Consider the following 21112-nt stretch of genomic DNA (forward strand, 5'->3'; position numbering starts at 1 on the left):
GGGATGGCGGGGCACTGTGGGTTTGCGGGGACGCCGTAAACCCGTCCATGGGGGCTTGGTCGCCGCATCCATGCGGCTCACACCCCGCAAACCCACAGTGCCCCGCCTTCGACAGGTTCACGCGGCTGTTGGCAACGGCGACTGCTGGAACGCGCGGCTTTTGGTAGGTGTCGACCTTGGTCGACACACCTGTCAGATATCGAACGAATTCGTCCGTGTCGACCAAGGTCGGCACCCACCAGAGCAGAATGTCCTTCCGACAGATCGCAGGTAACTGTCGAAGGCGGGGTGGGTCCGGTTGAGGGGGCGTGAGCGCCATGGATGGCGCGACCGAGGCTACAGGGACGTATTCACGCCGTCCCCCTCAACCGGACCCACCCCGCCAACCCACGGAATGCCCGCTTTTGACGTTGACGTTGACGTCAGCGGGTGCAGGGCTGCAAGCCCTGCCAGTACCCCCACACCCGGCCGGGCTGGCAGAATAGGCGTCTCTGCCGTTATCCGAAGCCGCCGATGCGCCTCTCCCAGTTCCACCTGCACACCACCAAGGAAACCCCCAGCGACGCCGAGCTGACCAGCCACCGGCTGATGCTGCGGGCAGGCATGATCCGCAAGCTGGCATCGGGCCTGTACACCTGGTCGCCGCTGGGCCTGCGCGTGCTGCGCAAGGTCGAACGCATCGTGCGTGAGGAAATGGACCGCGCCGGTGCCGTGGAATTCCAGATTCCCACCATCCAGCCGAAGGAACTGTGGGAGCAGACCGGCCGCTGGGAAAAATTCGGCCCGCAGCTGCTGAAGATCAAGGACCGCAAGGAACAGACCTTCTGCTACAGCCCCACCGCCGAAGAAGCCGCCTGCGATTTCGCCCGCAGCGAGCTGTCCAGCTACAAGCAGCTGCCGGTCAACTTCTACCAGATCCAGACCAAGTTCCGCGACGAGATCCGTCCGCGTTTCGGCGTGATGCGCGCACGCGAGTTCCTGATGAAGGACGCCTATTCGTTCCACCTGCACGATGACTGCCTGGTGCGCGAATACGAGAACATGAAGGCCGCCTACAGCCGCATCTTCACCCGCCTGGGCCTGGATTTCCGCATGGTGCAGGCCGATTCGGGCGCCATCGGTGGCGATGCCTCGCAGGAATTCCACGTCATCGCCGATTCGGGCGAAGACGCGCTGGTGTTCTCCACCGGTTCGGATTATGCGGCCAACATGGAAGCGGCCGTGGCCGCTGAACCGGCACCGCGCGCAGCCGCAGCCGAAGCCATGCGCAAGGTGGAAACGCCCACGCAGAAGACCTGCGAGGACGTCGCTGCCCTGCTCGGCATCGACCTGACCCGCACCGTGAAGTCGGTGGCGCTGATGACCGAAGGCGGCTTCGTGCTGGCCCTGGTGCGCGGCGACCACGACGTCAATGAAATCAAGCTGGGCAAGGTCACCGGCCTGGAAGACCAGCGCTTCGCCAGCGAGGCGGAGATTGCCGAGTACCTGGGCAGCGTGCCGGGCTTCCTCGGCCCGGTCGCTCCGGCCAAGGGCATCCGCGTGGTGGCGGACCGCGAAGTGGCCGCCATGGCCGACTTCGTCGTCGGCGCCAACGAAGCCGGTTTCCACCTGGCCGGCGTCAACTGGGGCCGCGACCTGGCCGAGCCGGAAGTGGCCGACCTGCGCAACGTGCAGGCCGGTGACCGGGCGGTGGATGGCGGTGAGCTGAAGATCGCCCGCGGCATCGAAGTCGGCCATGTGTTCCAGCTCGGCCGCAAATACGCTGAAGCCCTGGACGCGACCGTGCTGGATGAGAACGGCAAGGCGGCGGTGATGGCGATGGGCTGCTACGGCATCGGTATTTCCCGTGTGGTCGCTGCCGCGATCGAACAGAACCACGATGACGCCGGCATCATCTGGCCCGACGCGATGGCGCCGTGGCAGGTGGTGGTGTGCGTGATCAACCCGAAGGGTGACGCCGGCGTGGCCGATGCTGCGGCCGGCCTGCTGCAGGAACTGCGCGATGCCGGCCTGGATGCGGCGCTGGACGACCGCGGCCTGCGCCCGGGTGCGATGTTTGCCGACATGGAACTGATCGGCGTCCCGCACCGCGTGGTGGTCAGCGAACGCGGCCTGGCCGCTGGCACGTTCGAATACCGTTCTCGCCGTGCCAGCGAGGCCGAGAGCCTGGACAGGACCACCCTGCTGCAGCGCCTGCAGGGCTGATCGAAAAGACCGGGGTCCTCCCCGGTCTTTTTTTTGTCTGTTTTGTGCGCGCCAGCAAAATGCCGGCAGACATAATCCGGTCAAAATGGGCGCCGTGGCGCCGCCCGGCCGCCATGTCGCGACTGCCGATGTTTGTGCTGGGATTAATTCGTCATTATTCTGTCCCGCGACGCCACGGACCGGCTCGTCCCTGTCCCTTAATTAGTTTCCGGAGTAATCGTAGATGAGCATCGACCTGACCGGCCTGTCGGCACGTGAGCTGGGCGCCCTGATCCGCACCGCCAAGAAGCAGCAGACCATCGTCGCCAAGCGCCGCCCGATCACCAAGGTACGTGCGCAGCTGAGCAAGCTGGCCAAGGCCGAGGGTTACACCATCGAAGAGCTGTTCGGTGATGCCCCGGCCGCCCCGCGCGCGCGCAAGGCGGCCAAGGCCACCAAGGCACCGGCCAAGACCGCCGGCCGCAAGCTCGGCAAGGTTGCCCCGAAGTACCGTAATCCGGCCAACCCGAAGGAAACCTGGACCGGCCGTGGCAAGCAGCCGCGCTGGATGGCCGAACTGACCGCCAAGGGCGGCAAGAAGCCGGAAGATTTCCTGATCAAGAAGGCGTGAGGCCGAAAATCAGGGTGGAATGAAGAACGCCGGCGCAAGCCGGCGTTTTTTTGTCTGGCGTGTCGACCAACGGTCCACACCTGCCGATGGCATCACAGGGTTTTTCGCGCCGGCATCAGCAGGTTGCCGAACAGCAGGCCGGCCACCAGCGCCATCACCACATTGAGCACGGTGAGGAATACGCTCTGCCCCGCGCCCACGTCCTGCTGCTGCACCAGGGTCAGCACCCCGCGCAGGCTGGTGCTGCCGGGCACCATCATGATGATGCCGGGCAGGCGGATGATCGCACCTGGGCGCCCGACCAGGCGACCAAACAGGTTGCCAGCAGCTGTCAGCAGCATCGCGGACAGGAAAATACCCGCCGGTGCGCCCCACGCATGGCCACCGAATTTGGAGATCGCATACCCGGCCACCGACGCCGCCATCACCCATGGATAATCACGGCGGTTGGCCTTGAACAGCATGGCGAAGGCGAATGCCGCGGTCAGCAGCGAACCCCATTCCACCCATGGACCCTGCGGCCGCGCAGCGCGGATCACCGGCTCCAAGCCCAGCACGTCGGCCAGGGTCACCGCGATCATCGCGCCGACGCTGAGTTTCATGATGGTGGTCAGTGCACCAGCGAAGCGCGCGGTGCCCGATACCCAGTGCTGGCTGGCCAGTTCATTGACCGCATTGGTGAGTGACATGCCGGGCAGCAGCACCACCAGCGAGGCAATGATGACGGTGTTGAGGTTGAGCGCACCGACGAAGGCGGCCACCAGGGTGGCGACCAGGCCGGCCAGCAGCGCGGCCAGTGCCTCGGCGGCCTCGCGGGTCGCCGGGCGGCGGTCGGTGACCATGCCGAGCAGGCCGATCATCAGACCGATGACGCCTGCGGTGGCGATGTCCAGCCACGGCAGCTTCCACATGCCAGCCACGCCGGCCGCGCCCAGGCTGAAGGACAGGATGGTGCGCAGCTTGCCGCGCCGGCCGGGATCCTTGTCCAGCTGGCGCAGCGCCGTATGCCCCTGGGCGATGCTCATGCGGCCGTTGGACACTTCCTCGGCGATGCGGTCGGCCACGCTCAGCTTGTGCAGGTCGTTCTCACCCGGCGCCAGCCGGATCACCCGGGTGATGTCGCTGGAACCGATGGCCTGCGCCGGATCGCTGAAGCTGAGAATGATGCCGGTGGGGTTCGACCACGGTTCACAATCGAGGTCGAGCTGGCGCGCCAGTGCCACGACGGCCGTTTCCAGGCGCTGGGCGGTGGTGCCGTAGCTGTGCAGGCGCCCGGCGATCTCGGAAACGAAGGCCACGCGCTGTGCGTAGGTGGCCTGGGGCGTGGGGATCGTGTGAGCGTCTGCAGACATGCGCCGTAGTATTACCTACGCGGGCCCCGGCAGGAGAAATTCATCCCGGTTCGACGCGGTGCGCGGGGCGAAACGGTTATGCTGCGACCCGAATGGCCCCGATGACCCCGAACCATGCCCCCCGGCTTGAACAGGACGCCCACGATCCCGGGCTGATCCACCTGTCCGGACACTGGACCTTGAAGACCGCGCTGGACGCGGCCGACGTCCTGCGTGCCGTTCCCGACACGTTGACCGGCATCGATGCCACCGGCATCGAGCAGCTCGACTCGGCCGGCGTGCTGCAGGTGCTGCGCGTGGCCCATCGCGCCGACCTCGGCGAACAGGCACTGCAGTTCCGCCCGGACCACCAGGCGCTGGTGTGCACGATTGAGGAAGTGGCCGACGACCGCCCCAAGCCCAAGCGCGATTTCGGCGTACTGGCCGCGCTGGAGCGCCTCGGCGTCAGCGTCCATGCCACCGGCCACAACATCAAGGCGCTGTGCAGCTTCCTCGGCGAAAACCTGGTCAAGGCCGCGCGACTGGTGAAGGAGCCGCGGCGCTTCCGCCTGACCGCCACCGTGCACCAGATGGAACAGGTGGGGCTGGACGCGGTGCCGCTGGTGGCGCTGCTGTCCTACCTGGTCGGCGCGGTGATCGCCTTCCTCGGCTCGACCATCCTGCGCGACTTCGGCGCGGAGATCTATGTGGTCGAACTGGTCAACATCGCCTTCCTGCGCGAGTTCGCCGTGCTGCTCACCGCCATCGTGCTGGCCGGCCGCACCGCCAGTGCGTTCACCGCGCAGATTGGCGCGATGAAGGCGCGCGAGGAAATCGATGCGATGCGCACGCTCGGCCTGGACCCGGTCGACCTGCTGGTGCTGCCGCGCCTGCTGGCCCTGCTGGTGACCCTGCCGCTGCTGACCTTCATCGCGATGATCGCTGGCCTGGCCGGCGGCATCACCGTGGGCGCGTTCGACCTGGACATCCCGCCGCAGATGTACATCGCACGCATGCACGAAACCATGGAAGTGCGGCACATGCTGGTGGGCCTGTCCAAGGCGCCGGTGTTCGCGCTGGTGATCGGCCTGATCGGCTGCCTGGAGGGCCTGAAGGTGGAAGGCACGGCGCAGTCGGTGGGTGAGCGCACGACCTCCAGCGTGGTGCAGACCATCTCGCTGGTCATCATCATCGACGCCTTCGCGGCGTTGTGGTTCATGCACATGGACTGGTGACATGAACGCACACGACACCCCCACCGACACCACCATGCAGGACGACCAGGGCCACGACCTGGCCATCCGCGTACGCGGGCTGGTCAACCGCTTCGGCAGCCAGACCGTGCACGAAGGCCTGGACCTGGACGTGCGCCGCGGCGAGATCCTCGGCGTGGTCGGCGGTTCGGGCACCGGCAAATCGGTGCTGATGCGCTCGATCCTCGGCCTGCGCGTGCCCGACGAAGGGCAGATCGAGGTACTCGGCCGCGATGCACGCGCCGACGATGCCGAAAGCCGCCTGCACATCGAGCGCAATACCGGCGTGCTGTTCCAGGATGGCGCGCTGTTCTCCTCGCTGAGCGTGGGCGAGAACGTGCAGGTGCCGCTGAAGGAACACCACCGCGAGCTGCCCGAGCGTTGGCACTACGAACTGGCCCTGCTGAAGGTGAAGCTGGCCGGCCTGCCCGCCGATGCGATCAACAAGCTGCCCTCGCAGCTGTCCGGCGGCATGCGCAAGCGCGCCGGCCTGGCCCGCGCGCTGGCGCTGGACCCGCCGCTGCTGTTCCTGGACGAACCCACCGCCGGCCTGGACCCGATCGGCGCGGCCGCCTTCGACCGCCTCATCAAGACCCTGCAGGAAGCGCTGGGGCTGACCGTGTTCCTGATCACCCATGACCTGGACACGCTGTACGCGATCTGCGACCGGGTGGCGGTGATCGCCGACCGCAGGATCGTTGCCAACGCGCCACTGCCCGAACTTGAGCAACTGGACCATCCGTGGATCCAGGAGTATTTCCACGGACCCCGTGCGCGTGCCGCACGTGGCGAACAGATCAAGAGTGCCTGAGCCATGGAAACCAAAGCCAACTACGTGCTGATCGGCGCGTTCACCCTGATCACCGGCCTGGCCCTGCTGGCCTTCGGCCTGTGGGCGGCCAAGTACTCCTCCGACCGCACCTGGCAGGAATACCGCGTGGTGTTCCGCGAGGCGGTCACCGGCCTGTCGGTGGGCAGCCCGGTGCAGTACAACGGCATCGCGGTGGGCTCGATCACCGAACTGAACCTGGTGCCCGATGACCCGCGCCAGGTGGTGGCACGCATCCGCCTGAACTCCAACACGCCGGTCAAGACCGATACCCGCGCCAAGCTGGCCATCACCAGCCTGACCGGCCCGTCGATCATCCAGCTCAGCGGCGGTACGCCGCAGGCGCCGACGCTGACCACGGTCAACAAGGATCCGGCGCCGATCATCCCGACCACGCCGTCGGCGCTGCAGAACATCACCGACGTGGCCAACCGCATCGTCGAGCGCATGGACCAGATCCTCAGCGACCGCAACGTGGCCTCGATCAACGCCACCCTGGCCAACCTGGAAACCATCAGCGGCGGCCTGGCCGACCGTGACCAGGGCACCCAGGCGCTGCTGCTGAGCGCGCGCGATGCCGCGCGCAGCCTGGACACCACGCTGAAGACCACCAACGGCACCATCGAGCGCCTGGACAAGAACCTGGTGCAGCAGCTGCCCGGCATCATCGACAAGCTCGACGCCACCCTGGGCAAGCTGGATTCGGCCGCCGGCAATGCCGATTCGATCCTCGGCGAGAACCGCGCGGCCATCAACAGCTTCGCCAACGATGGCCTGGGCCAGCTGGGCCCGACGCTGAACGAACTGCGCGGCCTGATCCGCGACCTGCGCCGGGTCAGCGACCGCCTCGAGAACAACCCCGCGCGCTACCTGCTGGGCCGCGACGCACCGAAGGAGTTCGAACCCAAATGAGCCCGATGACCCTTCCGCGCCTGCTGCTGGCCGCCTCGGCCGTCGCCCTCCTGGGTGGCTGCTCGATCCTTGGCAGCGGCGACAAGAGCCCGGTCACCCTGTATTCGCCCGCCGTGCAGGTGAAGGTCGACCCGGCCTGGCCGCAGGCCGACTGGCAGCTGGTCGTCTCCAAGCCCAGCGCCGCGCGCATGGTCGACAGCCCGCGCATCAACGTGCGGCCGACGCCTTCGGAGCTGGAGATCTACAAGGGCGCCAGCTGGGCGCAGCCGGCCACCGACATCATCGAGGACACCCTGCTGCGCGGCTTCGAGGATTCCGGCCGCCTGCGTGGCGTGGCCCGCACCGCCGCCGGCATCCGTGCCGATTACAAGCTGGCCACCGATGTGCGCCGCTTCGAGTCCGACTACCAGGGCCAGGCCACGCCGACCGTGGTGATTGAAGTGAATGCCAAGCTGATCCACACCACCGACCAGCGCGTGGTGGCCGACCGCACCTTCCGCCAGGCGCAGCCGGTGGGCAGCACCGACGTGCCCGCCGTGGCCGCCGCCTTCGAACGCGGCCTGCAGCAGCTGGCGCAGGACGTGGTGGGCTGGACGCTGGTGAACGGGCAGAACGACGCGGCGACGCCGAAGCGTTGAATTGCAGTCGCTGCACTCGCCGGGCATGGCCCGGCGAAACACCGTCAGCGGGATTGAATCCAGCGGAACGTCAGGTTGATGCGCTCGCCCTGCACCGCCGCCATCTTCGGCAGGGCGTGCTGGTAGAAGTGCTGGGTGCTGCCGCCCATCAGCAGCAGATCACCATGGCCGAGCAGGAATTCGGCCTTGCGCGCGTGATCATCACGGCGCCGCAGCAGGAACCGGCGCGCCGTACCCAGACTGAGCGAGGCGATGAGTGGTGACGGCCCCAGCTCCGGTTCGTCATCGCTGTGCCAGCCCATGTAATCGCCGCCGTTGCGGTAGCGGTTGACCAGCACGCTGTTGAACGCGCCGATGCCCTGCGCCTGCAGGCGCTCGCGCAGCGCCTGCAGTTGCGGCGGCCACGACTGCGGCACGAACTCCGCACCGGAATAGCGGTAGCGTGCCTGCGGGTCGCCGATCCAGCAGCTCAACCGCGGCGAATCCACCCAGCGGCCGAACATGCGGATGCGGTGCACCTCCCACGGCAATTCCGCCTGCAGCGCGCGCAGCAGCGCATCGGCAGTATCCGCAGGCAACCAGCCCGGCAGGTGCTGGACATCGGCATCAGGCAGATCGTGGGGGAACAGCATCGTGGTCGTCCTCATGCGCGGGGCGGCACAGGCGCCCCGCGCACGGTCACTCAGGCACGCCGGAACGGTACGCCGGTCTTTTCCTTCAGCTCGTCATCGCCCACGCCGGGCGCCGCTTCCACCAGCACCAGGCCGTCGTCGCTGACATCGAATACGGCCAGGTCGGTGATGATGCGGTCGACCACACCCACGCCGGTCAGCGGCAGCGAGCATTCGCCCAGGATCTTGTGTTCACCGTTCTTTGCGGTGTGCTCCATCAGCACCACCACGCGCTGCACGCCGGCCACCAGGTCCATCGCCCCGCCCATGCCCTTGACCATCTTGCCGGGCACCATCCAGTTGGCCAGATCGCCCTTGTCGGTCACCTGCATCGCGCCGAGGATGGCCAGGTTGACGTGGCCGCCGCGGATCATCGCGAAGCTGTCATGGCTGCCGAAATAGCTGGCACCGGCACGCGCGGTGACGGTCTGCTTGCCGGCGTTGATCAGGTCGGCGTCCACTTCGGCGTCGGTCGGGAACGGGCCGATGCCGAGCAGGCCGTTCTCGGACTGCAGCCACACATCCACGCCTTCGGGAATGTGGTTGGCCACCAGGGTCGGCAGGCCGATGCCGAGGTTCACGTAGGCGCCATCGGTCAGTTCGCGGGCGGCACGTGCCGCCATCTCGTCACGGGTCCACGCCATGTCAGTTGCCCTCCGCGCGGATGGTGCGCTGTTCGATGCGTTTTTCGGGGTGCGCGTTGTGCACGATGCGGTGCACGTAGATGCCCGGCAGGTGCACCTGGTCCGGGTCGATGGCGCCCACCGGCACCACCTCTTCCACTTCCACGATGCAGACCTTGCCGGCCATCGCGCAGGCCGGGTTGAAATTGCGCGCGGTCTTGCGGAACACCAGGTTGCCGGCTTCGTCGGCCTTCCAGGCCTTGACCAGGGCGACGTCGGCGCGCAGCGCCGTTTCCATCACGTAGTGCTTGCCATCGAACTCCCGGGTTTCCTTGCCCTCGGCCACCACCGTGCCGTAGCCGGTGGCGGTGAAGAACGCCGGGATGCCCGCACCACCAGCACGCAGGCGCTCGGCCAGGGTGCCCTGCGGGTTGAACTCCAGTTCCAGCTCACCGGCCAGGAACTGCCGTTCGAATTCCTTGTTCTCGCCCACGTAGGACGAAATCATCTTCTTGATCTGCCGCGTTTCCAGCAGCTGGCCCAGGCCGAAGCCATCGACGCCGGCATTGTTGGAGATCACGGTCAGGCCCTTGGCGCCGCTGTCGCGCAGCGCGGCGATCAGCGCCTCGGGAATGCCGCACAGCCCGAAGCCACCCACGGCCAGGGTCTGGCCATCGGCAACGACGCCCTGCAGGGCCTCCGCCGCCGAAGCGAAGCGCTTGCTGCGCTTGCCGCTGGAAGTTGCGTGTTCCATCTCTACAGCCCTACAGGGGAAGAATCAGCGCATTCTAGCCGGAGGGGCGGCAAGGGCCTGGATGCGCCGCAGCATTGACCGGCCCTTGCGGGTGTTCTGGCTAGAATGGAGGATTGCCTCCTGCATGGCGCTGGTTCTGGTAGTGATGTCCCTGCCCTACGATGACGAACACCTGGCCCGCTGGTTCGATGAGGGCACGCTGGCCCGCAGCGAGCGATGCCTTGGCGGTGTGCGCAATCTGCAGCGCCAGGGTGACCTGCTCGTTGCCGACGTGCAGGGTACGGCCCGTCACCCCTACAGCGTGGAAATCGATCTGGCGGCCAGCACCCGTACGCCGCACAGCCGGTTGCAGGGCCGATGCTCCTGTCCGGTAGGCCAGCAGTGCAAGCATGCCGCGGCCGCGCTGGTGACCTACCTGCTCGATGGCGCTGACCAACGTGGCACGGGGATCCCGCAGAACGAGGACGGGCTCGAGGACGGGCACGGCATCGCACCCGAGCTGGCCGGCCCGCCGCGCCCGGAGCTGCTCGCCGAACTGTCGCGGTGGCAGAACAAGCGCAGCCAGCCGGCCAGGTCACGCAGGAATGGAGTCATCTTCGATCTCTCCACCGCCACCCACCGGCCGTACGTGATCATGCACAAGGTCGAGTACCGTCCCGATGGCAGCGTCAGCGTCGGCAAGTGGATGGAGATCACCGCCGATATGCTGCTCAATCCTCCCGGCTACCTCACCCCGTCCGATATTTCGGTGATCGCCCAGCTGTGGGCAGAACGCCACGCGACGACCCAAGGGTCGCGCATCGACATCAACGCCACCCTGCAGCTCATCGTTGAAAGCGGTCACGGCTGGGTCTCGGGCCAGGGTCATGAACGCGTGCCCGCCCGTACCGGCGCGGCACGTCGCGGCACGCTGTCCTGGCGCACCCGCGAAGTGGACGGTACGCCGTTGTCGTTCCCGTCGCTGCAGGTGGAAGGCGATGCCGAAGGCCTGGTCATGGGCAGCGCCGCCGGTTACCTGGATCCCATCACCGGCGAGGTCGGCCCGCTGCTGCTGGATGTCAGTACGGCCGATGCCGATGTCTTCCTGACCCTGCCCCACCTGCGCCCCAGCGAGGCCCCGGTGGTGGCGCAGATGCTGCAGCAGATGGACCCTGCGCTGCCGCGACCGGACACGCCCGATGGGCTGGCCACGCTGCAGATCAGCGCCATGACCCCGGTGCTGCGCCTGCACAGCTTCGAAGTACGTCCGGCCTGGCTCAATCGCCGCGCGCCCTCGCAATGGGCCGATGTCGCCACCGTCGCCTTCGAGTACGACGAATACGTGCGCTTCCTGGACAATCCCAGCGTGTTCGTCCATGACAGCAACGGCGAGCTGGCCCTGCTCCCGCGCGACCCGGCCGAGGAAGCGCGGCGCGAACGCGAGCTGCACGCTTTCCATCTTCATCGCGACACGACGCCGCAGGCCGCGCTGCTCGACGCGGGGCCACAGTTCATTCTGCGCAGCCGCGACTGGACCCGCCTGCTGCTGCAGGATGTGCCGCAGCTGCAGGCGCTCGGCTGGAAGGTGGAGGTCGATGACGATTTCCGCCACCGCATCACCGTGGTCGAGGACATCGACCTGGACATCCAGCCCAGCACGTCGGAAGAAGGCTGGTTCGATCTGGCCCTGGACATCCAGGTCGATGGCCGCACCGTGCCGCTGGCCCCGCTGCTGCACAAGGTGCTGCAGACCGATCCGCGCTGGCTGCGCGGGCAGATCGATGCCATCGGTGACGATGAGAACGTCATGCTGTCGGCCAGCAACAGTACCCATCTGGCCATCAGGGCTGCGCGCCTGAAGCCGGTCATCACGCTGCTGGCCGATCTGTTCAGCGAGCGCGATGCATCGCTGCGGGTGTCAGCGCGTGACCGCGGCCGCCTGCGCGCACTGCAGGACGATGCGCGCCTGCAGTTCAAGGGCAGGCAGGACACCCGCGCGCTGGTGCAGCGGCTGATCCAGACCCCGGCACTGGCCGAGGTGGCCCCGCCTGCAGGCCTGGATGCGACCCTGCGCCCGTACCAGCGCGAAGGCCTGGCGTGGCTGCAGTATCTGCGGCAGCAGGATCTGGGCGGCGTGCTGGCCGACGACATGGGCCTGGGCAAGACCCTGCAGACCCTGGCGCACATCCTGCTGGAAAAGGAATCCGGTCGGCTGCAGCAGCCGGCACTGGTGGTGGTGCCTACCTCGCTGCTGCACAACTGGCAGAGCGAAGCCGCCCGCTTCACTCCGGGCCTGCGCGTGCTGGTGCTGCATGGCAACCAGCGTGCAACCGACTTCGCGCGGATCGGTGAACACGATCTGGTGCTGACCACCTACCCGCTGGTGTGGCGCGACGAGGAAGCGCTGCAGGCCCACGGCTACCACCTGCTGATCCTTGATGAAGCGCAGCAGGTGAAAAATGCGAAGTCCAAGGCCGCCATCACCCTGCGCACGCTGCGCGCACGGCATCGCCTGTGCCTGACCGGTACGCCCTTGGAAAACCACCTGGGTGAACTGTGGACCCAGTTCGACTTCCTGCTGCCGGGTCTGCTGGGCAGCGAAAAACAGTTCAACCAGCATTGGCGCCAGCCGATCGAACGCGGCAGCGACCCACAGCGCGCGCACCTTCTCGCCCAGCGCCTGCGCCCCTTCATGCTGCGCCGGCGCAAGGACCAGGTGGCCGCTGAGCTGCCGCCCAAGACCGAGATCACCCGTACCGTGGTCCTGGAAGGTGCCCAGCGCGACCTGTACGAAACCGTGCGCGCATCGATGGAAGCAAAGGTGCGCGAGGCGGTCGCCAGCCAGGGGCTGGGGCGCAGCCACATCGTCGTGCTCGATGCCCTGCTGAAGCTGCGCCAGGTCTGCTGCGACCCGCGCCTGCTGCCCGGCGAAACCGCGAAACGTGGCGCCTCTTCGGCCAAGCTGGACCTGCTGCGCGACATGCTGCCGGACATGGTGGAAGAAGGCCGGCGCATCCTGCTGTTCTCGCAGTTCACCAGCATGCTGGCGCTGATCGCGCAGGCGCTGGACGAGCTGGGCCTGGCCTATGTGCAGCTGAGCGGCGACACCCAGGACCGGGCCTCGCCGGTGCAGCGCTTCATGCAGGGCGAAGTGCCGATCTTCCTGATCAGCCTGAAGGCCGGCGGCGTCGGCCTGAACCTGACTGCGGCCGACACGGTCATCCATTTCGATCCGTGGTGGAACCCGGCGGCGGAACGGCAGGCGACCGACCGCGCGCACCGCATCGGCCAGCAGCAGCCGGTGTTCGTGTACCGGCTGATCGCCGCCGGCAGCATCGAAGAGCGCATCAGCGAGCTGCAGCAGCGCAAGGCGGCGCTGGCCGAAACCATTCTGGAAGGGACGGGTGCGAGCGGCCCGCGCTTCAATGACGAGGACCTGGAAGCACTGCTGGCGCCGCTGCCCGGGGTGGCACCGAAAGCCAGGCGCGGGCGACCAGCCAGGTAGATCCATGCGGTGCGTAGATGCGGTTCCGCTCCGGCGAAGATTCATCCACGCATGGCGTGGATCTACTGTCATTCCACGCCGTGCGTGGACGCGTTTCCGTTCCGGAGAGGATTCATCCACGCGTGGCGTGGGTGCGCCATGCCCCAGGTAGATCCATGCGGTGCGTGGATGCGGTTCAATTCCGGCAATGGTTCATCCACGCATGACGTGGATCCACGGTCACCTGGCCAGCTCGGCCATCACCCGTTTCAGGCCGTCCTGCCACGCGGGCAGCGCAATGCCGAAATCCTGCTGCAGCTTGTGGTTGTCCAGCACCGACCACGCCGGGCGTCTGGCCGGAGTGGGATAGTCGGAACTGGCAATGGCGTCCACCACCGGCACCTTGGCCAGGACGCCCATCGCCAGCGCCTCGGCGAAAACAGCCTCGGCAAACCCATGCCAGCTGGTCTGGCCCCTGGCGGTCAGATGCCAGGTGCCCGACAGCTGCCCCGGGTGCTGCAGCGCCTGCGCGGTGACATCGGCGATCAGTGCGGCCGGAGTCGGCGTGCCGATCTGGTCGGCCACCACCCGCAGCTGCTCGCGCTCGGCCCCGACCCGCAGCATCGTGCGCAGGAAGTTGGCGCCATGCGAGGCATACACCCACGCCGTGCGGAAGATCAGGTGGCGGCCACCGGCAGCGCGCACGGCCTCTTCGCCATCGCGCTTGCTGGTGCCGTATACGCCCAGCGGCGCGGTCGCTTCGTCTTCGCGGTAGGGCGTGCTGCCCCGGCCATCGAACACGTAATCGGTGGAGTAATGCACGAACGGCACGCCATGGGCCGCGCACCAGCGCGCGATCACCCCCGGCGCCTGCGCATTGGCAGCGAAAGCGGCCTCCACGTCCTGCTCGGCACGGTCGACAGCGGTGTAGGCGGCCGCATTGACCACCACCGACGGCTGCACGCGGTCCAGCAGCGCCGGCAGGCTGTCGGGCTGGTTGAAATCGGCAACCTCGCAGGCGCTGCCGTCGGGCAGCTGGCCACTGCGCGTGGTCGCCACCACCGGCCCCAGCGGGGCCAGTGCGCGCCGCAGCTCCTGGCCGACCTGGCCATTGCCGCCGAACACCAGCACGGTCACGGCACGTAGACCGGCAGGCGGTCGTCGGCAACGTCCTTCAGGAAAGGTGCCTTCTCATCCTTGGCCGACAGGACCGGCGCGCTCACCGGCCAGTCCACCGCAATGTCGGCATCATTCCAGCGGATACCCGCATCCGCCTCCGCCACGTACACGTCGGTGCACAGATAGTGGAACAGCGCCGTTTCAGAAAGCACGGCAAACCCGTGGGCGAAGCCTTCGGGGATCCAGAACTGCTTCCTGTTTTCCGCGCTCAGTATCACCGCTTCCCACTGCCCGAACGTCGGCGAGCCACGGCGGATATCCACCGCCACGTCATACACCTCCCCTTCCAGCACGCTCACCAGTTTGCCCTGCGGGCGAGGCCACTGGTAATGCAGCCCCCGCAGCACGCCCCGCGAGGAGGAGGACACGTTGCTCTGTACGAACTGGCCGGGTAATCCCTGCTCTGCAAAGCGTCCGGCATTCCACGTCTCGAAGAAGAAGCCACGATCATCACCGAACACACGAGGTTCAATGACCGCACAGCCGGGAAGACGCGTCTGGATCACTTTCACGGAACAACGCCCCTCAGCGAGAGCTTCTGCAGATACTGGCCGTAGGCGTTCTTGATGAGCGGTGCGGCCAGTGCCTGCAGCTGCGCGGCATCGATCCAGCCCTGGCCAAACGCGATTTCTTCCGGGCAGCACACCTGCAGGCCCTGACGGGTCTGGATGGTCTCGATGAAGTTCGACGCTTCCAGCAGCGACTGGTGAGTACCCGTATCGAGCCAGGCGTAGCCACGGCCCAGCGCTTCCAGATGCAGGTTGCCCTCGGCCAGATAGCGCTTGTTGAGATCGGTGATCTCCAGCTCGCCACGCGGCGACGGCTTCAGTTCGGCGGCGTAATCGCTGGCGTTGCCGTCGTAGAAGTACAGGCCGGTGACCGCATAGTTCGAGCGCGGCTTCTCCGGCTTTTCCACCAGGTCGATCACCTTGCCGCTCTTGTCGAATTCGGCGACGCCGTAGCGCTCGGGGTCGTTCACCCAGTAGCCGAACACGGTGGAACCCTCCACGCGGCTGTCGGCACGCTTGAGCACGTCGGTCAGGCCGTGGCCGTGGAAGATGTTGTCACCCAGCACCAGGCAACTGGGCTTGCCGGCCACGAAGTCGCGGCCGATGAGATAGGCCTGCGCCAGCCCGTCCGGGCTGGGCTGCACGGCATACTGGATGTCCATGCCCCACTGCGAGCCATCGCCCAGCAGCTGCTGGAACAGTGTCTGCTCATGCGGGGTGTTGATGATCAGCACTTCACGGATGCCCGCCAGCATCAGCACGCTCAGCGGGTAATAGATCATCGGCTTGTCGTACACCGGCAGCAGCTGCTTGCTGACGCCCTTGGTGATCGGGTACAGGCGCGTGCCGGAGCCGCCAGCCAGGATGATGCCTTTGCGTTGCGTCATGTTCTCTCCGGGGTTCAGGCGGCGGTGCCGATGCGCTGCAGGCGGTAGCTGCCGTCAAGCACGCCGTTGACCCATGCCTGGTTGTCCAGGTACCAGTCGACGGTCAAGGCGATGCCCTGTTCGAAGGTGTAGGCCGGTTCCCAGCCGAGGTCATTCTTCAGCTTGGACGCATCGATCGCATAGCGGCGGTCATGGCCGGGGCGGTCGGTGACATGGGTGATCTGGCTGCTGCGAGGCTGGCCATCGTCGCGCGGGCGGCGTGCGTCGAGCAGCGCGCAGATCGCGTGCACGACTTCAATGTTCTGCTTTTCCGAATTGCCGCCGACGTTGTAGGTCTCGCCGACCTGGCCCTTGGCCAGCACGGTGCGGATCGCTTCGCAGTGGTCGGCCACGAACAGCCAGTCGCGCACCTGCCTGCCATCGCCGTACACCGGCAGCGGCTCACCGGCCAGGGCCTTGGCGATCACCAGCGGAATGAGCTTCTCGGGGAAGTGGTAAGGGCCGTAGTTGTTGGAGCAGTTGGTGGTCAGCACCGGCAGCCCGTAGGTGTGGTGGAACGCACGCACCAGATGGTCCGACGCGGCTTTGGACGCCGAGTACGGCGAATTGGGCGCATACGGGGTGGTTTCGCTGAACTTGCCGGTCTCGCCCAGGGTGCCGTATACCTCATCGGTGGACACGTGCAGGAAGCGGAACGCCGCGCCCTGTTCGGCCGGCAGCGCCTTCCAGTAATCACGTACCGCTTCCAGAAGGCCCAGGGTGCCGACCACGTTGGTCTGGATGAAAGCGCCGGGGCCATCGATGGAACGGTCCACATGGCTTTCGGCGGCGAAGTTGAGCACCGCATCGGGCTGGTGTTCGGCCAGCAGGCGTGCCACCAGGGCGCGATCGCCGATGTCGCCCTGGACGAACACATGGTCCGGGTTGCCTTCCAGGCTGGACAGGGTCTTCTGGTTGCCGGCGTAGGTCAGCGCGTCGAGATTGACGACCTTGATGCCGCGGGCGACCGCTTCGAGAACGAAGTTACCGCCAATGAATCCGGCGCCGCCGGTGACAAGCCATGTGGCCACTACCTGTTCTCCTGTTGTCAGATCATGCGTGCCACGCCCCTGCCGGGTCTCGACACAGCGCGACAGCATACAACCCCGCTGCCTTCACCACTGCCTGCGCAGGGTGAACGAGCACACCCCGGCAGGGTTTTTCTGCGGCAACGCAGCATAACCATACGCATTCGCATGGTCACCCCAAGCCAGCTAGAATCAGGGTCCCACCCCCGAACCGGTTGCTGTGCCAGGACCGGATGATCTCCAGCCAATGTGAGCCGGCCGGCGGCCGGCACTACAAGGATCGAGTACCAGATGAAAATCCTCGTCGCGTACAAGCGCGTGGTGGACTACAACGTCCGCATTCAGGTCAAGCCGGACGGTTCCGGCGTGGTCACCGACGGCGTCAAGCTGTCGCCCAATCCCTTCGATGAAATCGCCCTGGAAGAAGCCCTGCGCCTGCGCGACAAGGGCATCGCCACCGAAGTCGTGGTCGCCACCATTGCCCCGGCCGACGCCCAGGCGCACCTGCGCAATGGCCTGGCCATGGGTGCAAACCGTGCCATTCATGTCGTCACCGACCAGGCCATCCAGCCGCTGACCGCTGCCCGCACCCTGCTCAAGCTGGTCGAGAAGGAACAGCCGGACCTGGTGATCCTCGGCAAGCAGGCCATCGACGATGACGCCAACCAGACCGGCCAGATGCTGGCCACGCTGTGGGGCCGCCCGCAGGCGACCTTCGCCAGCAAGCTGGACATTGCCGACGGCAAGGCCACGGTCACCCGCGAAGTCGACGCCGGCCTGGAAACGCTGGAAGTGGACCTGCCGGCCGTGGTCACCACCGACCTGCGCCTGAACGAACCGCGCTTCATCAAGCTGCCGGACATCATGAAGGCCAAGGCCAAGCCGCTGGAAACCCTGCAGCTGGCCGACCTCGGCGTTGAAGCCGCCGATACCTTCAAGACCACCCAGTACGCCGCGCCGTCCAAGCGCAGCAAGGGTGTGATGGTCAAGGACGCGGCCGAACTGGTTGCCGCACTCAAGCAGAAGGGGCTGCTGTAATGAGCAAGATTCTCGTCATCGCCGAGCACCACGACGGCAAGCTCAATGCCGCCACCGCCAAGACCGTCAGCGCCGCCGCCGCCATCAGCGGTGCCAGCATCGACGTGCTGGTGCTGGCCGCCGACCCGGCCGCCGTCGCGGCTGAAGCCGCGAAGATCGCCGGCGTCGCCAAGGTCCTGACCGTGGCCAACGCGGCCAACGCGCAGGCCATCGCCCAGGTGCTGGCCCCGCAGATCGCGCAGTTGGCCAAGGGCTACAGCCACGTCTTCGGCCCGTCCACCACGTTCGGCAAGGACCTCATGCCCTGCGTGGCCGCCCTGCTGGGCGTCAACCAGGTGTCCGACCTGATGGCCGTGGAAGGCAGCCATACCTTCAAGCGCCCGATCTACGCGGGCAACGCGATCATCACCGTGGAAGCACCGGCCGACCAGGTCGTGGTCGCCACCGTGCGTGCCGCATCGTGGCCGGAAGCCGCCCAGGGTGGCAGCGCCACCGTTGAAGCGGCCAGCGTCGATGCCGCCCTGCCTGCGCACACCCGCTTCGTCGGCCTGGCCGCCGGTGCCAGCGACCGCCCGGACCTGCAGAGCGCCAAGCGCGTGGTCTCCGGTGGCCGTGGCGTCGGCTCGGAAGAGAACTTCAAGGTCATCTTCCAGCTGGCCGACAAGCTCGGTGCCGCCGTCGGTGCCTCGCGTGCCGCGGTCGACGCCGGCTATGTGCCCAGCGACCTGCAGGTCGGCCAGACCGGCAAGATCATCGCGCCGGAACTGTACGTGGCCGTCGGCATCAGCGGTGCCATCCAGCACCTGACCGGTATCAAGGATGCCGGCACGATTGTCGCGATCAACAAGGATGGCGATGCGCCGATCTTCGAGATCGCCGACATCGGCCTGGTCGGGGATCTGTTCACGATCCTGCCGGAGCTGGAACAGGCGCTTTGATTCCTGCCTTCTGCCGCCCCATTCCTCCCTGCAGGCTGACGCCGTGATCATCCGCGATGAGACGAGCATGAACGAGACGAACACAGCAGGACCCGAAGTGTCCGTGGTCGTTCCCGTCTACGGTTGCGCGGGCTGTCTGGAGGACCTCTCTGACCGGGTAGGCGCAAGCCTGGCCGGTCAGGGGCTCAGCTACGAGTTGATCCTGGTTGACGACAACAGCCCGGACAATGCCTGGGCGCGTATCCGCGAATTGAGTGCGGTCTCACCGTTCATTCGCGGACTACGCCTTTCCCGCAATTTTGGCCAGCATGCAGCGATCAGCGCGGGGCTGTCCCGCGCACGGGGTGCCCGGATCGTGGTGATGGACTGTGATCTGCAGGACGTCCCCGAGGAGATTCCCGCGCTGCTGGACGGCCTCAAGGGTGATTGCGAAATCGTCCTGGGACAACGCGTGGAGCGCCAGGACAGCTGGCTCAAGCGTACTGGCTCTTTGCTGTTCTACCGGACGTTGGGCTGGCTGACCGAGACACGGTATGACGCTTCTACCGCCAACTTCGGTGCCTACAGCCGGAAAGTGGTCGATGCGATGAACGCAATGCCGGAAATGGATAGATTCCTGCCACTGATGGCACGCTGGACCGGATTCCGCACCATCGCCATACCCGTATCGCACGGGCGACGAACCGAAGGACGCAGCGGCTACAGCCTTCGAAAGCTGATCCAGATGGCCACCCGGATCGTTCTTTCATTCTCGGACAAGCCGCTGCGGCTGGTCATGTCCACCGCCCTGGCGCTTGCGGCTGTCGGCCTCGGCGTGGCGCTGTACGCCATCCTCCGTTATGTGGCCGGCGACATCCAGGTTGCTGGATTCACCAGCATCCTTGCATCCGTATGGCTGGTCGGAAGCTTCATCATGGCCAGCCTTGGCGTAGTCGGTCTCTATCTGGGCCGCATTCATTACGAAACCAAGCAGCGACCGGCCTACATCGTCTGGCAGGACACCTGGAAGGACGCACCTTGAGCATGGAACCGCTCCTTCAACCGGCGCCACTGGACTCTGCTCGATTCGGCATCCAGGTCGCACGGGCACGCCATGCGGCGGACGGCGACGCAGATGCCCTGATCCAGCAGATCCGCCAATCTTCGGCCGATCTCATCATCCTGCGTACCGATGCAGGCGACTCGCGGCTGGTGACCGCCCTGCAGCAACAGGGCGAGTTCGTGATCCATGCCGACACGCTTGTCTATCATGGCATGTCGCTGCATGAGGGAGCCGGGTGTGCATCACCCGATGTCCGCTGTGCCACGGCAACCGACAGCGCCGTCATTGCAGCCATCGCCGCTGCGAGTTTCCAGGGCTATCGGTCGCACTACTCCGCAAATCCCCTGCTGTCACAGGATCTGGTGCACAAGGGCTACATAGAATGGTCTCAAAGCAGGCTGGATGAATCGAATGATCTCTCGTCCACCTGGGTCGTATGCGACGGTGAGAGAGTGGCAGGCTTCGCGACGTGCGACCAGTTGGGAAGCACCGTCGATATCGTGCTCAACGCTGTTGATCCCACCTTCGAGCGCCGCGGCCATTACGGCCGCCTGCTGAATCATCTGATCCACCATTATTCCGCCCGCTCGTTTGACCGGCTGATCGTGTCCACCCAGATCTGGAACTATGGCGTTCAACGGCAGTGGGCCAAAGCGGGATTGCGACTCCATGCTGCGATGGACACCTACCACCTGGACCGCAGGCTGAAGCGCCAGGCCGGCCCCGCCGCAAGCTGACCCCACACGACATCTTCGAACCATTGCAATGGCCTACGTCTTCATCGCATTCACCATCCTTCTGACTGCCTATGGTCAGCTGGTCCTCAAGTGGCAGGTCGGGCTGCACAGCCACCTGCTGGCGAGCCCGATCCAGCCCATCAATCTCATACACCTGCTGCTCAAGCCGTGGGTGATCTCCGCGTTCGTCGCCGCGTTCGGCGCATCGCTCTGCTGGATGGCCGCACTCAGCCGCCTGCCGCTGAGCCGTGCCTATCCCTTCATGGCCATCAATTTCTTCATCGTCGCGCTGTTTGCGACTGTACTGTTCCGCGAGCAGCTGGACGCGTACAAGATTGCCGGCACGCTCATCATCATGGCTGGCGTGGTTGTACTATCGCGCTCGGTTGCCTGATCCCTACCTAACGACTGCCTGCGAGCCCACCC

The 21112-nt window shown here is 66.3% G+C and carries 20 protein-coding genes; 12 read left to right on the plus strand and 8 right to left on the minus strand.

The window, feature by feature from the left end; all coding sequences use genetic code 11:
* The first annotated feature begins 513 nt into the window (after nucleotides 1–513).
* Nucleotides 514–2205 carry a proline--tRNA ligase gene (locus VER16_RS09355; protein ID WP_324807466.1) on the plus strand — a complete coding sequence of 564 codons (1692 nt, stop codon included), beginning with the start codon at nucleotides 514–516 and terminating at the stop codon, nucleotides 2203–2205.
* A 223-nt stretch (nucleotides 2206–2428) separates the two neighbouring features.
* On the plus strand, nucleotides 2429–2815 hold the full coding sequence (locus tag VER16_RS09360; protein ID WP_324807468.1) for an H-NS histone family protein: 387 nt from the start codon (nucleotides 2429–2431) through the stop codon (nucleotides 2813–2815).
* 92 nt (nucleotides 2816–2907) lie between these two features.
* Here the strand turns inward: VER16_RS09360 and VER16_RS09365 are convergent, their stop codons facing one another.
* The gene (locus VER16_RS09365) at nucleotides 2908–4167 is read right to left on the minus strand and encodes a threonine/serine ThrE exporter family protein (protein ID WP_324807470.1); all 1260 of its coding nucleotides are present in this window, start codon (nucleotides 4165–4167) and stop codon (nucleotides 2908–2910) included.
* A 92-nt stretch (nucleotides 4168–4259) separates the two neighbouring features.
* Between VER16_RS09365 and VER16_RS09370 the strand changes: the two genes are divergently transcribed.
* The 4 genes from VER16_RS09370 to VER16_RS09385 are packed head-to-tail and all read left to right on the plus strand — an operon-like array spanning nucleotide 4260 to nucleotide 7778.
* Nucleotides 4260–5381 (plus strand): ABC transporter permease, encoded by a 1122-nt coding sequence (locus VER16_RS09370; protein ID WP_324807472.1) that lies wholly within the window; start codon nucleotides 4260–4262, stop codon nucleotides 5379–5381.
* Nucleotide 5382: 1 nt separating this feature from the next.
* Entirely contained in the window at nucleotides 5383–6210 is an 828-nt protein-coding gene (locus VER16_RS09375; protein WP_324807474.1) for an ABC transporter ATP-binding protein, read from the plus strand.
* A gap of 3 nt (nucleotides 6211–6213) precedes the next feature.
* Complete coding sequence (locus VER16_RS09380; RefSeq protein WP_079220561.1) at nucleotides 6214–7140, plus strand: MlaD family protein; 927 nt, start codon at nucleotides 6214–6216, stop codon at nucleotides 7138–7140.
* Nucleotides 7137–7778: an ABC-type transport auxiliary lipoprotein family protein gene (locus VER16_RS09385; RefSeq protein WP_324807477.1), complete on the plus strand. Its 642-nt coding sequence runs from the start codon at nucleotides 7137–7139 to the stop codon at nucleotides 7776–7778. The genes VER16_RS09380 and VER16_RS09385 overlap by 4 nt, the downstream gene beginning before the upstream one ends.
* A gap of 44 nt (nucleotides 7779–7822) precedes the next feature.
* Here the strand turns inward: VER16_RS09385 and VER16_RS09390 are convergent, their stop codons facing one another.
* Genes VER16_RS09390 through VER16_RS09400 form a run of 3 tightly spaced genes read right to left on the minus strand, consistent with a single transcriptional unit; the run spans nucleotide 7823 to nucleotide 9826 of the window.
* A complete protein-coding gene (locus tag VER16_RS09390; protein WP_324807479.1) occupies nucleotides 7823–8410 on the minus strand; it encodes an alpha-ketoglutarate-dependent dioxygenase AlkB in 588 nt (195 codons plus the stop codon).
* A 50-nt stretch (nucleotides 8411–8460) separates the two neighbouring features.
* The gene (locus VER16_RS09395) at nucleotides 8461–9093 is read right to left on the minus strand and encodes a CoA transferase subunit B (protein WP_324807481.1); all 633 of its coding nucleotides are present in this window, start codon (nucleotides 9091–9093) and stop codon (nucleotides 8461–8463) included.
* Nucleotide 9094: 1 nt separating this feature from the next.
* Nucleotides 9095–9826, minus strand: a complete 732-nt coding sequence (locus VER16_RS09400) for a CoA transferase subunit A (protein ID WP_324807483.1) — start codon at nucleotides 9824–9826, stop codon at nucleotides 9095–9097.
* 145 nt (nucleotides 9827–9971) lie between these two features.
* Between VER16_RS09400 and VER16_RS09405 the strand changes: the two genes are divergently transcribed.
* A complete protein-coding gene (locus VER16_RS09405; RefSeq protein WP_324807484.1) occupies nucleotides 9972–13310 on the plus strand; it encodes a DEAD/DEAH box helicase in 3339 nt (1112 codons plus the stop codon).
* 219 nt (nucleotides 13311–13529) lie between these two features.
* Here the strand turns inward: VER16_RS09405 and rfbD are convergent, their stop codons facing one another.
* From rfbD to rfbB, 4 genes are read right to left on the minus strand one after another with little or no spacing between them, the layout of a single operon-like run.
* A complete protein-coding gene (rfbD, locus tag VER16_RS09410; protein WP_324807486.1) occupies nucleotides 13530–14426 on the minus strand; it encodes a dTDP-4-dehydrorhamnose reductase in 897 nt (298 codons plus the stop codon).
* Complete coding sequence (rfbC, locus tag VER16_RS09415) at nucleotides 14423–14980, minus strand: dTDP-4-dehydrorhamnose 3,5-epimerase (RefSeq protein WP_324807488.1); 558 nt, start codon at nucleotides 14978–14980, stop codon at nucleotides 14423–14425. Before rfbC ends, rfbD begins: the two co-directional genes overlap by 4 nt.
* On the minus strand, nucleotides 14977–15864 hold the full coding sequence (gene rfbA / locus VER16_RS09420) for a glucose-1-phosphate thymidylyltransferase RfbA (protein ID WP_324807490.1): 888 nt from the start codon (nucleotides 15862–15864) through the stop codon (nucleotides 14977–14979). Before rfbA ends, rfbC begins: the two co-directional genes overlap by 4 nt.
* 14 nt (nucleotides 15865–15878) lie before the next feature.
* Nucleotides 15879–16934, minus strand: coding sequence for a dTDP-glucose 4,6-dehydratase (gene rfbB, locus VER16_RS09425; RefSeq protein ID WP_324807492.1), 1056 nt, complete (start codon nucleotides 16932–16934; stop codon nucleotides 15879–15881).
* Between the two features lie 288 nt (nucleotides 16935–17222).
* Between rfbB and VER16_RS09430 the strand changes: the two genes are divergently transcribed.
* The 5 genes from VER16_RS09430 to VER16_RS09450 all read left to right on the plus strand — a co-directional run bounded on the left by VER16_RS09430 (nucleotide 17223) and on the right by VER16_RS09450 (nucleotide 21080).
* A complete protein-coding gene (locus tag VER16_RS09430; protein ID WP_032976362.1) occupies nucleotides 17223–17969 on the plus strand; it encodes an electron transfer flavoprotein subunit beta/FixA family protein in 747 nt (248 codons plus the stop codon).
* Nucleotides 17969–18907 carry an electron transfer flavoprotein subunit alpha/FixB family protein gene (locus VER16_RS09435; protein ID WP_324807495.1) on the plus strand — a complete coding sequence of 313 codons (939 nt, stop codon included), beginning with the start codon at nucleotides 17969–17971 and terminating at the stop codon, nucleotides 18905–18907. Before VER16_RS09430 ends, VER16_RS09435 begins: the two co-directional genes overlap by 1 nt.
* A gap of 67 nt (nucleotides 18908–18974) precedes the next feature.
* A complete protein-coding gene (locus tag VER16_RS09440; protein WP_324807496.1) occupies nucleotides 18975–19928 on the plus strand; it encodes a glycosyltransferase family 2 protein in 954 nt (317 codons plus the stop codon).
* Nucleotides 19929–19930: 2 nt separating this feature from the next.
* Entirely contained in the window at nucleotides 19931–20686 is a 756-nt protein-coding gene (locus VER16_RS09445; RefSeq protein WP_324807497.1) for a GNAT family N-acetyltransferase, read from the plus strand.
* Nucleotides 20687–20714: 28 nt separating this feature from the next.
* Nucleotides 20715–21080 (plus strand): EamA family transporter, encoded by a 366-nt coding sequence (locus VER16_RS09450; RefSeq protein WP_324807499.1) that lies wholly within the window; start codon nucleotides 20715–20717, stop codon nucleotides 21078–21080.
* Nucleotides 21081–21112: the final 32 nt, after the last annotated feature.

Source organism: Stenotrophomonas sp. (genome assembly GCF_035634915.1).
Taxonomy (GTDB): Bacteria; Pseudomonadota; Gammaproteobacteria; order Xanthomonadales; family Xanthomonadaceae; genus Stenotrophomonas.

Coding starts and splice junctions, on each gene's coding strand:
- VER16_RS09355 (WP_324807466.1), top strand. CDS start 514: ATGCGCCTCTCCCAGTTCCACCTGCACACCACCAAGGAAACCCCCAGC.
- VER16_RS09360 (WP_324807468.1), top strand. CDS start 2,429: ATGAGCATCGACCTGACCGGCCTGTCGGCACGTGAGCTGGGCGCCCTG.
- VER16_RS09365 (WP_324807470.1), bottom strand. CDS start 4,167: ATGTCTGCAGACGCTCACACGATCCCCACGCCCCAGGCCACCTACGCA.
- VER16_RS09370 (WP_324807472.1), top strand. CDS start 4,260: ATGGCCCCGATGACCCCGAACCATGCCCCCCGGCTTGAACAGGACGCC.
- VER16_RS09375 (WP_324807474.1), top strand. CDS start 5,383: ATGAACGCACACGACACCCCCACCGACACCACCATGCAGGACGACCAG.
- VER16_RS09380 (WP_079220561.1), top strand. CDS start 6,214: ATGGAAACCAAAGCCAACTACGTGCTGATCGGCGCGTTCACCCTGATC.
- VER16_RS09385 (WP_324807477.1), top strand. CDS start 7,137: ATGAGCCCGATGACCCTTCCGCGCCTGCTGCTGGCCGCCTCGGCCGTC.
- VER16_RS09390 (WP_324807479.1), bottom strand. CDS start 8,410: ATGCTGTTCCCCCACGATCTGCCTGATGCCGATGTCCAGCACCTGCCG.
- VER16_RS09395 (WP_324807481.1), bottom strand. CDS start 9,093: ATGGCGTGGACCCGTGACGAGATGGCGGCACGTGCCGCCCGCGAACTG.
- VER16_RS09400 (WP_324807483.1), bottom strand. CDS start 9,826: ATGGAACACGCAACTTCCAGCGGCAAGCGCAGCAAGCGCTTCGCTTCG.
- VER16_RS09405 (WP_324807484.1), top strand. CDS start 9,972: ATGTCCCTGCCCTACGATGACGAACACCTGGCCCGCTGGTTCGATGAG.
- rfbA (WP_324807490.1), bottom strand. CDS start 15,864: ATGACGCAACGCAAAGGCATCATCCTGGCTGGCGGCTCCGGCACGCGC.
- VER16_RS09430 (WP_032976362.1), top strand. CDS start 17,223: ATGAAAATCCTCGTCGCGTACAAGCGCGTGGTGGACTACAACGTCCGC.
- VER16_RS09435 (WP_324807495.1), top strand. CDS start 17,969: ATGAGCAAGATTCTCGTCATCGCCGAGCACCACGACGGCAAGCTCAAT.
- VER16_RS09440 (WP_324807496.1), top strand. CDS start 18,975: ATGAACGAGACGAACACAGCAGGACCCGAAGTGTCCGTGGTCGTTCCC.
- VER16_RS09445 (WP_324807497.1), top strand. CDS start 19,931: ATGGAACCGCTCCTTCAACCGGCGCCACTGGACTCTGCTCGATTCGGC.
- VER16_RS09450 (WP_324807499.1), top strand. CDS start 20,715: ATGGCCTACGTCTTCATCGCATTCACCATCCTTCTGACTGCCTATGGT.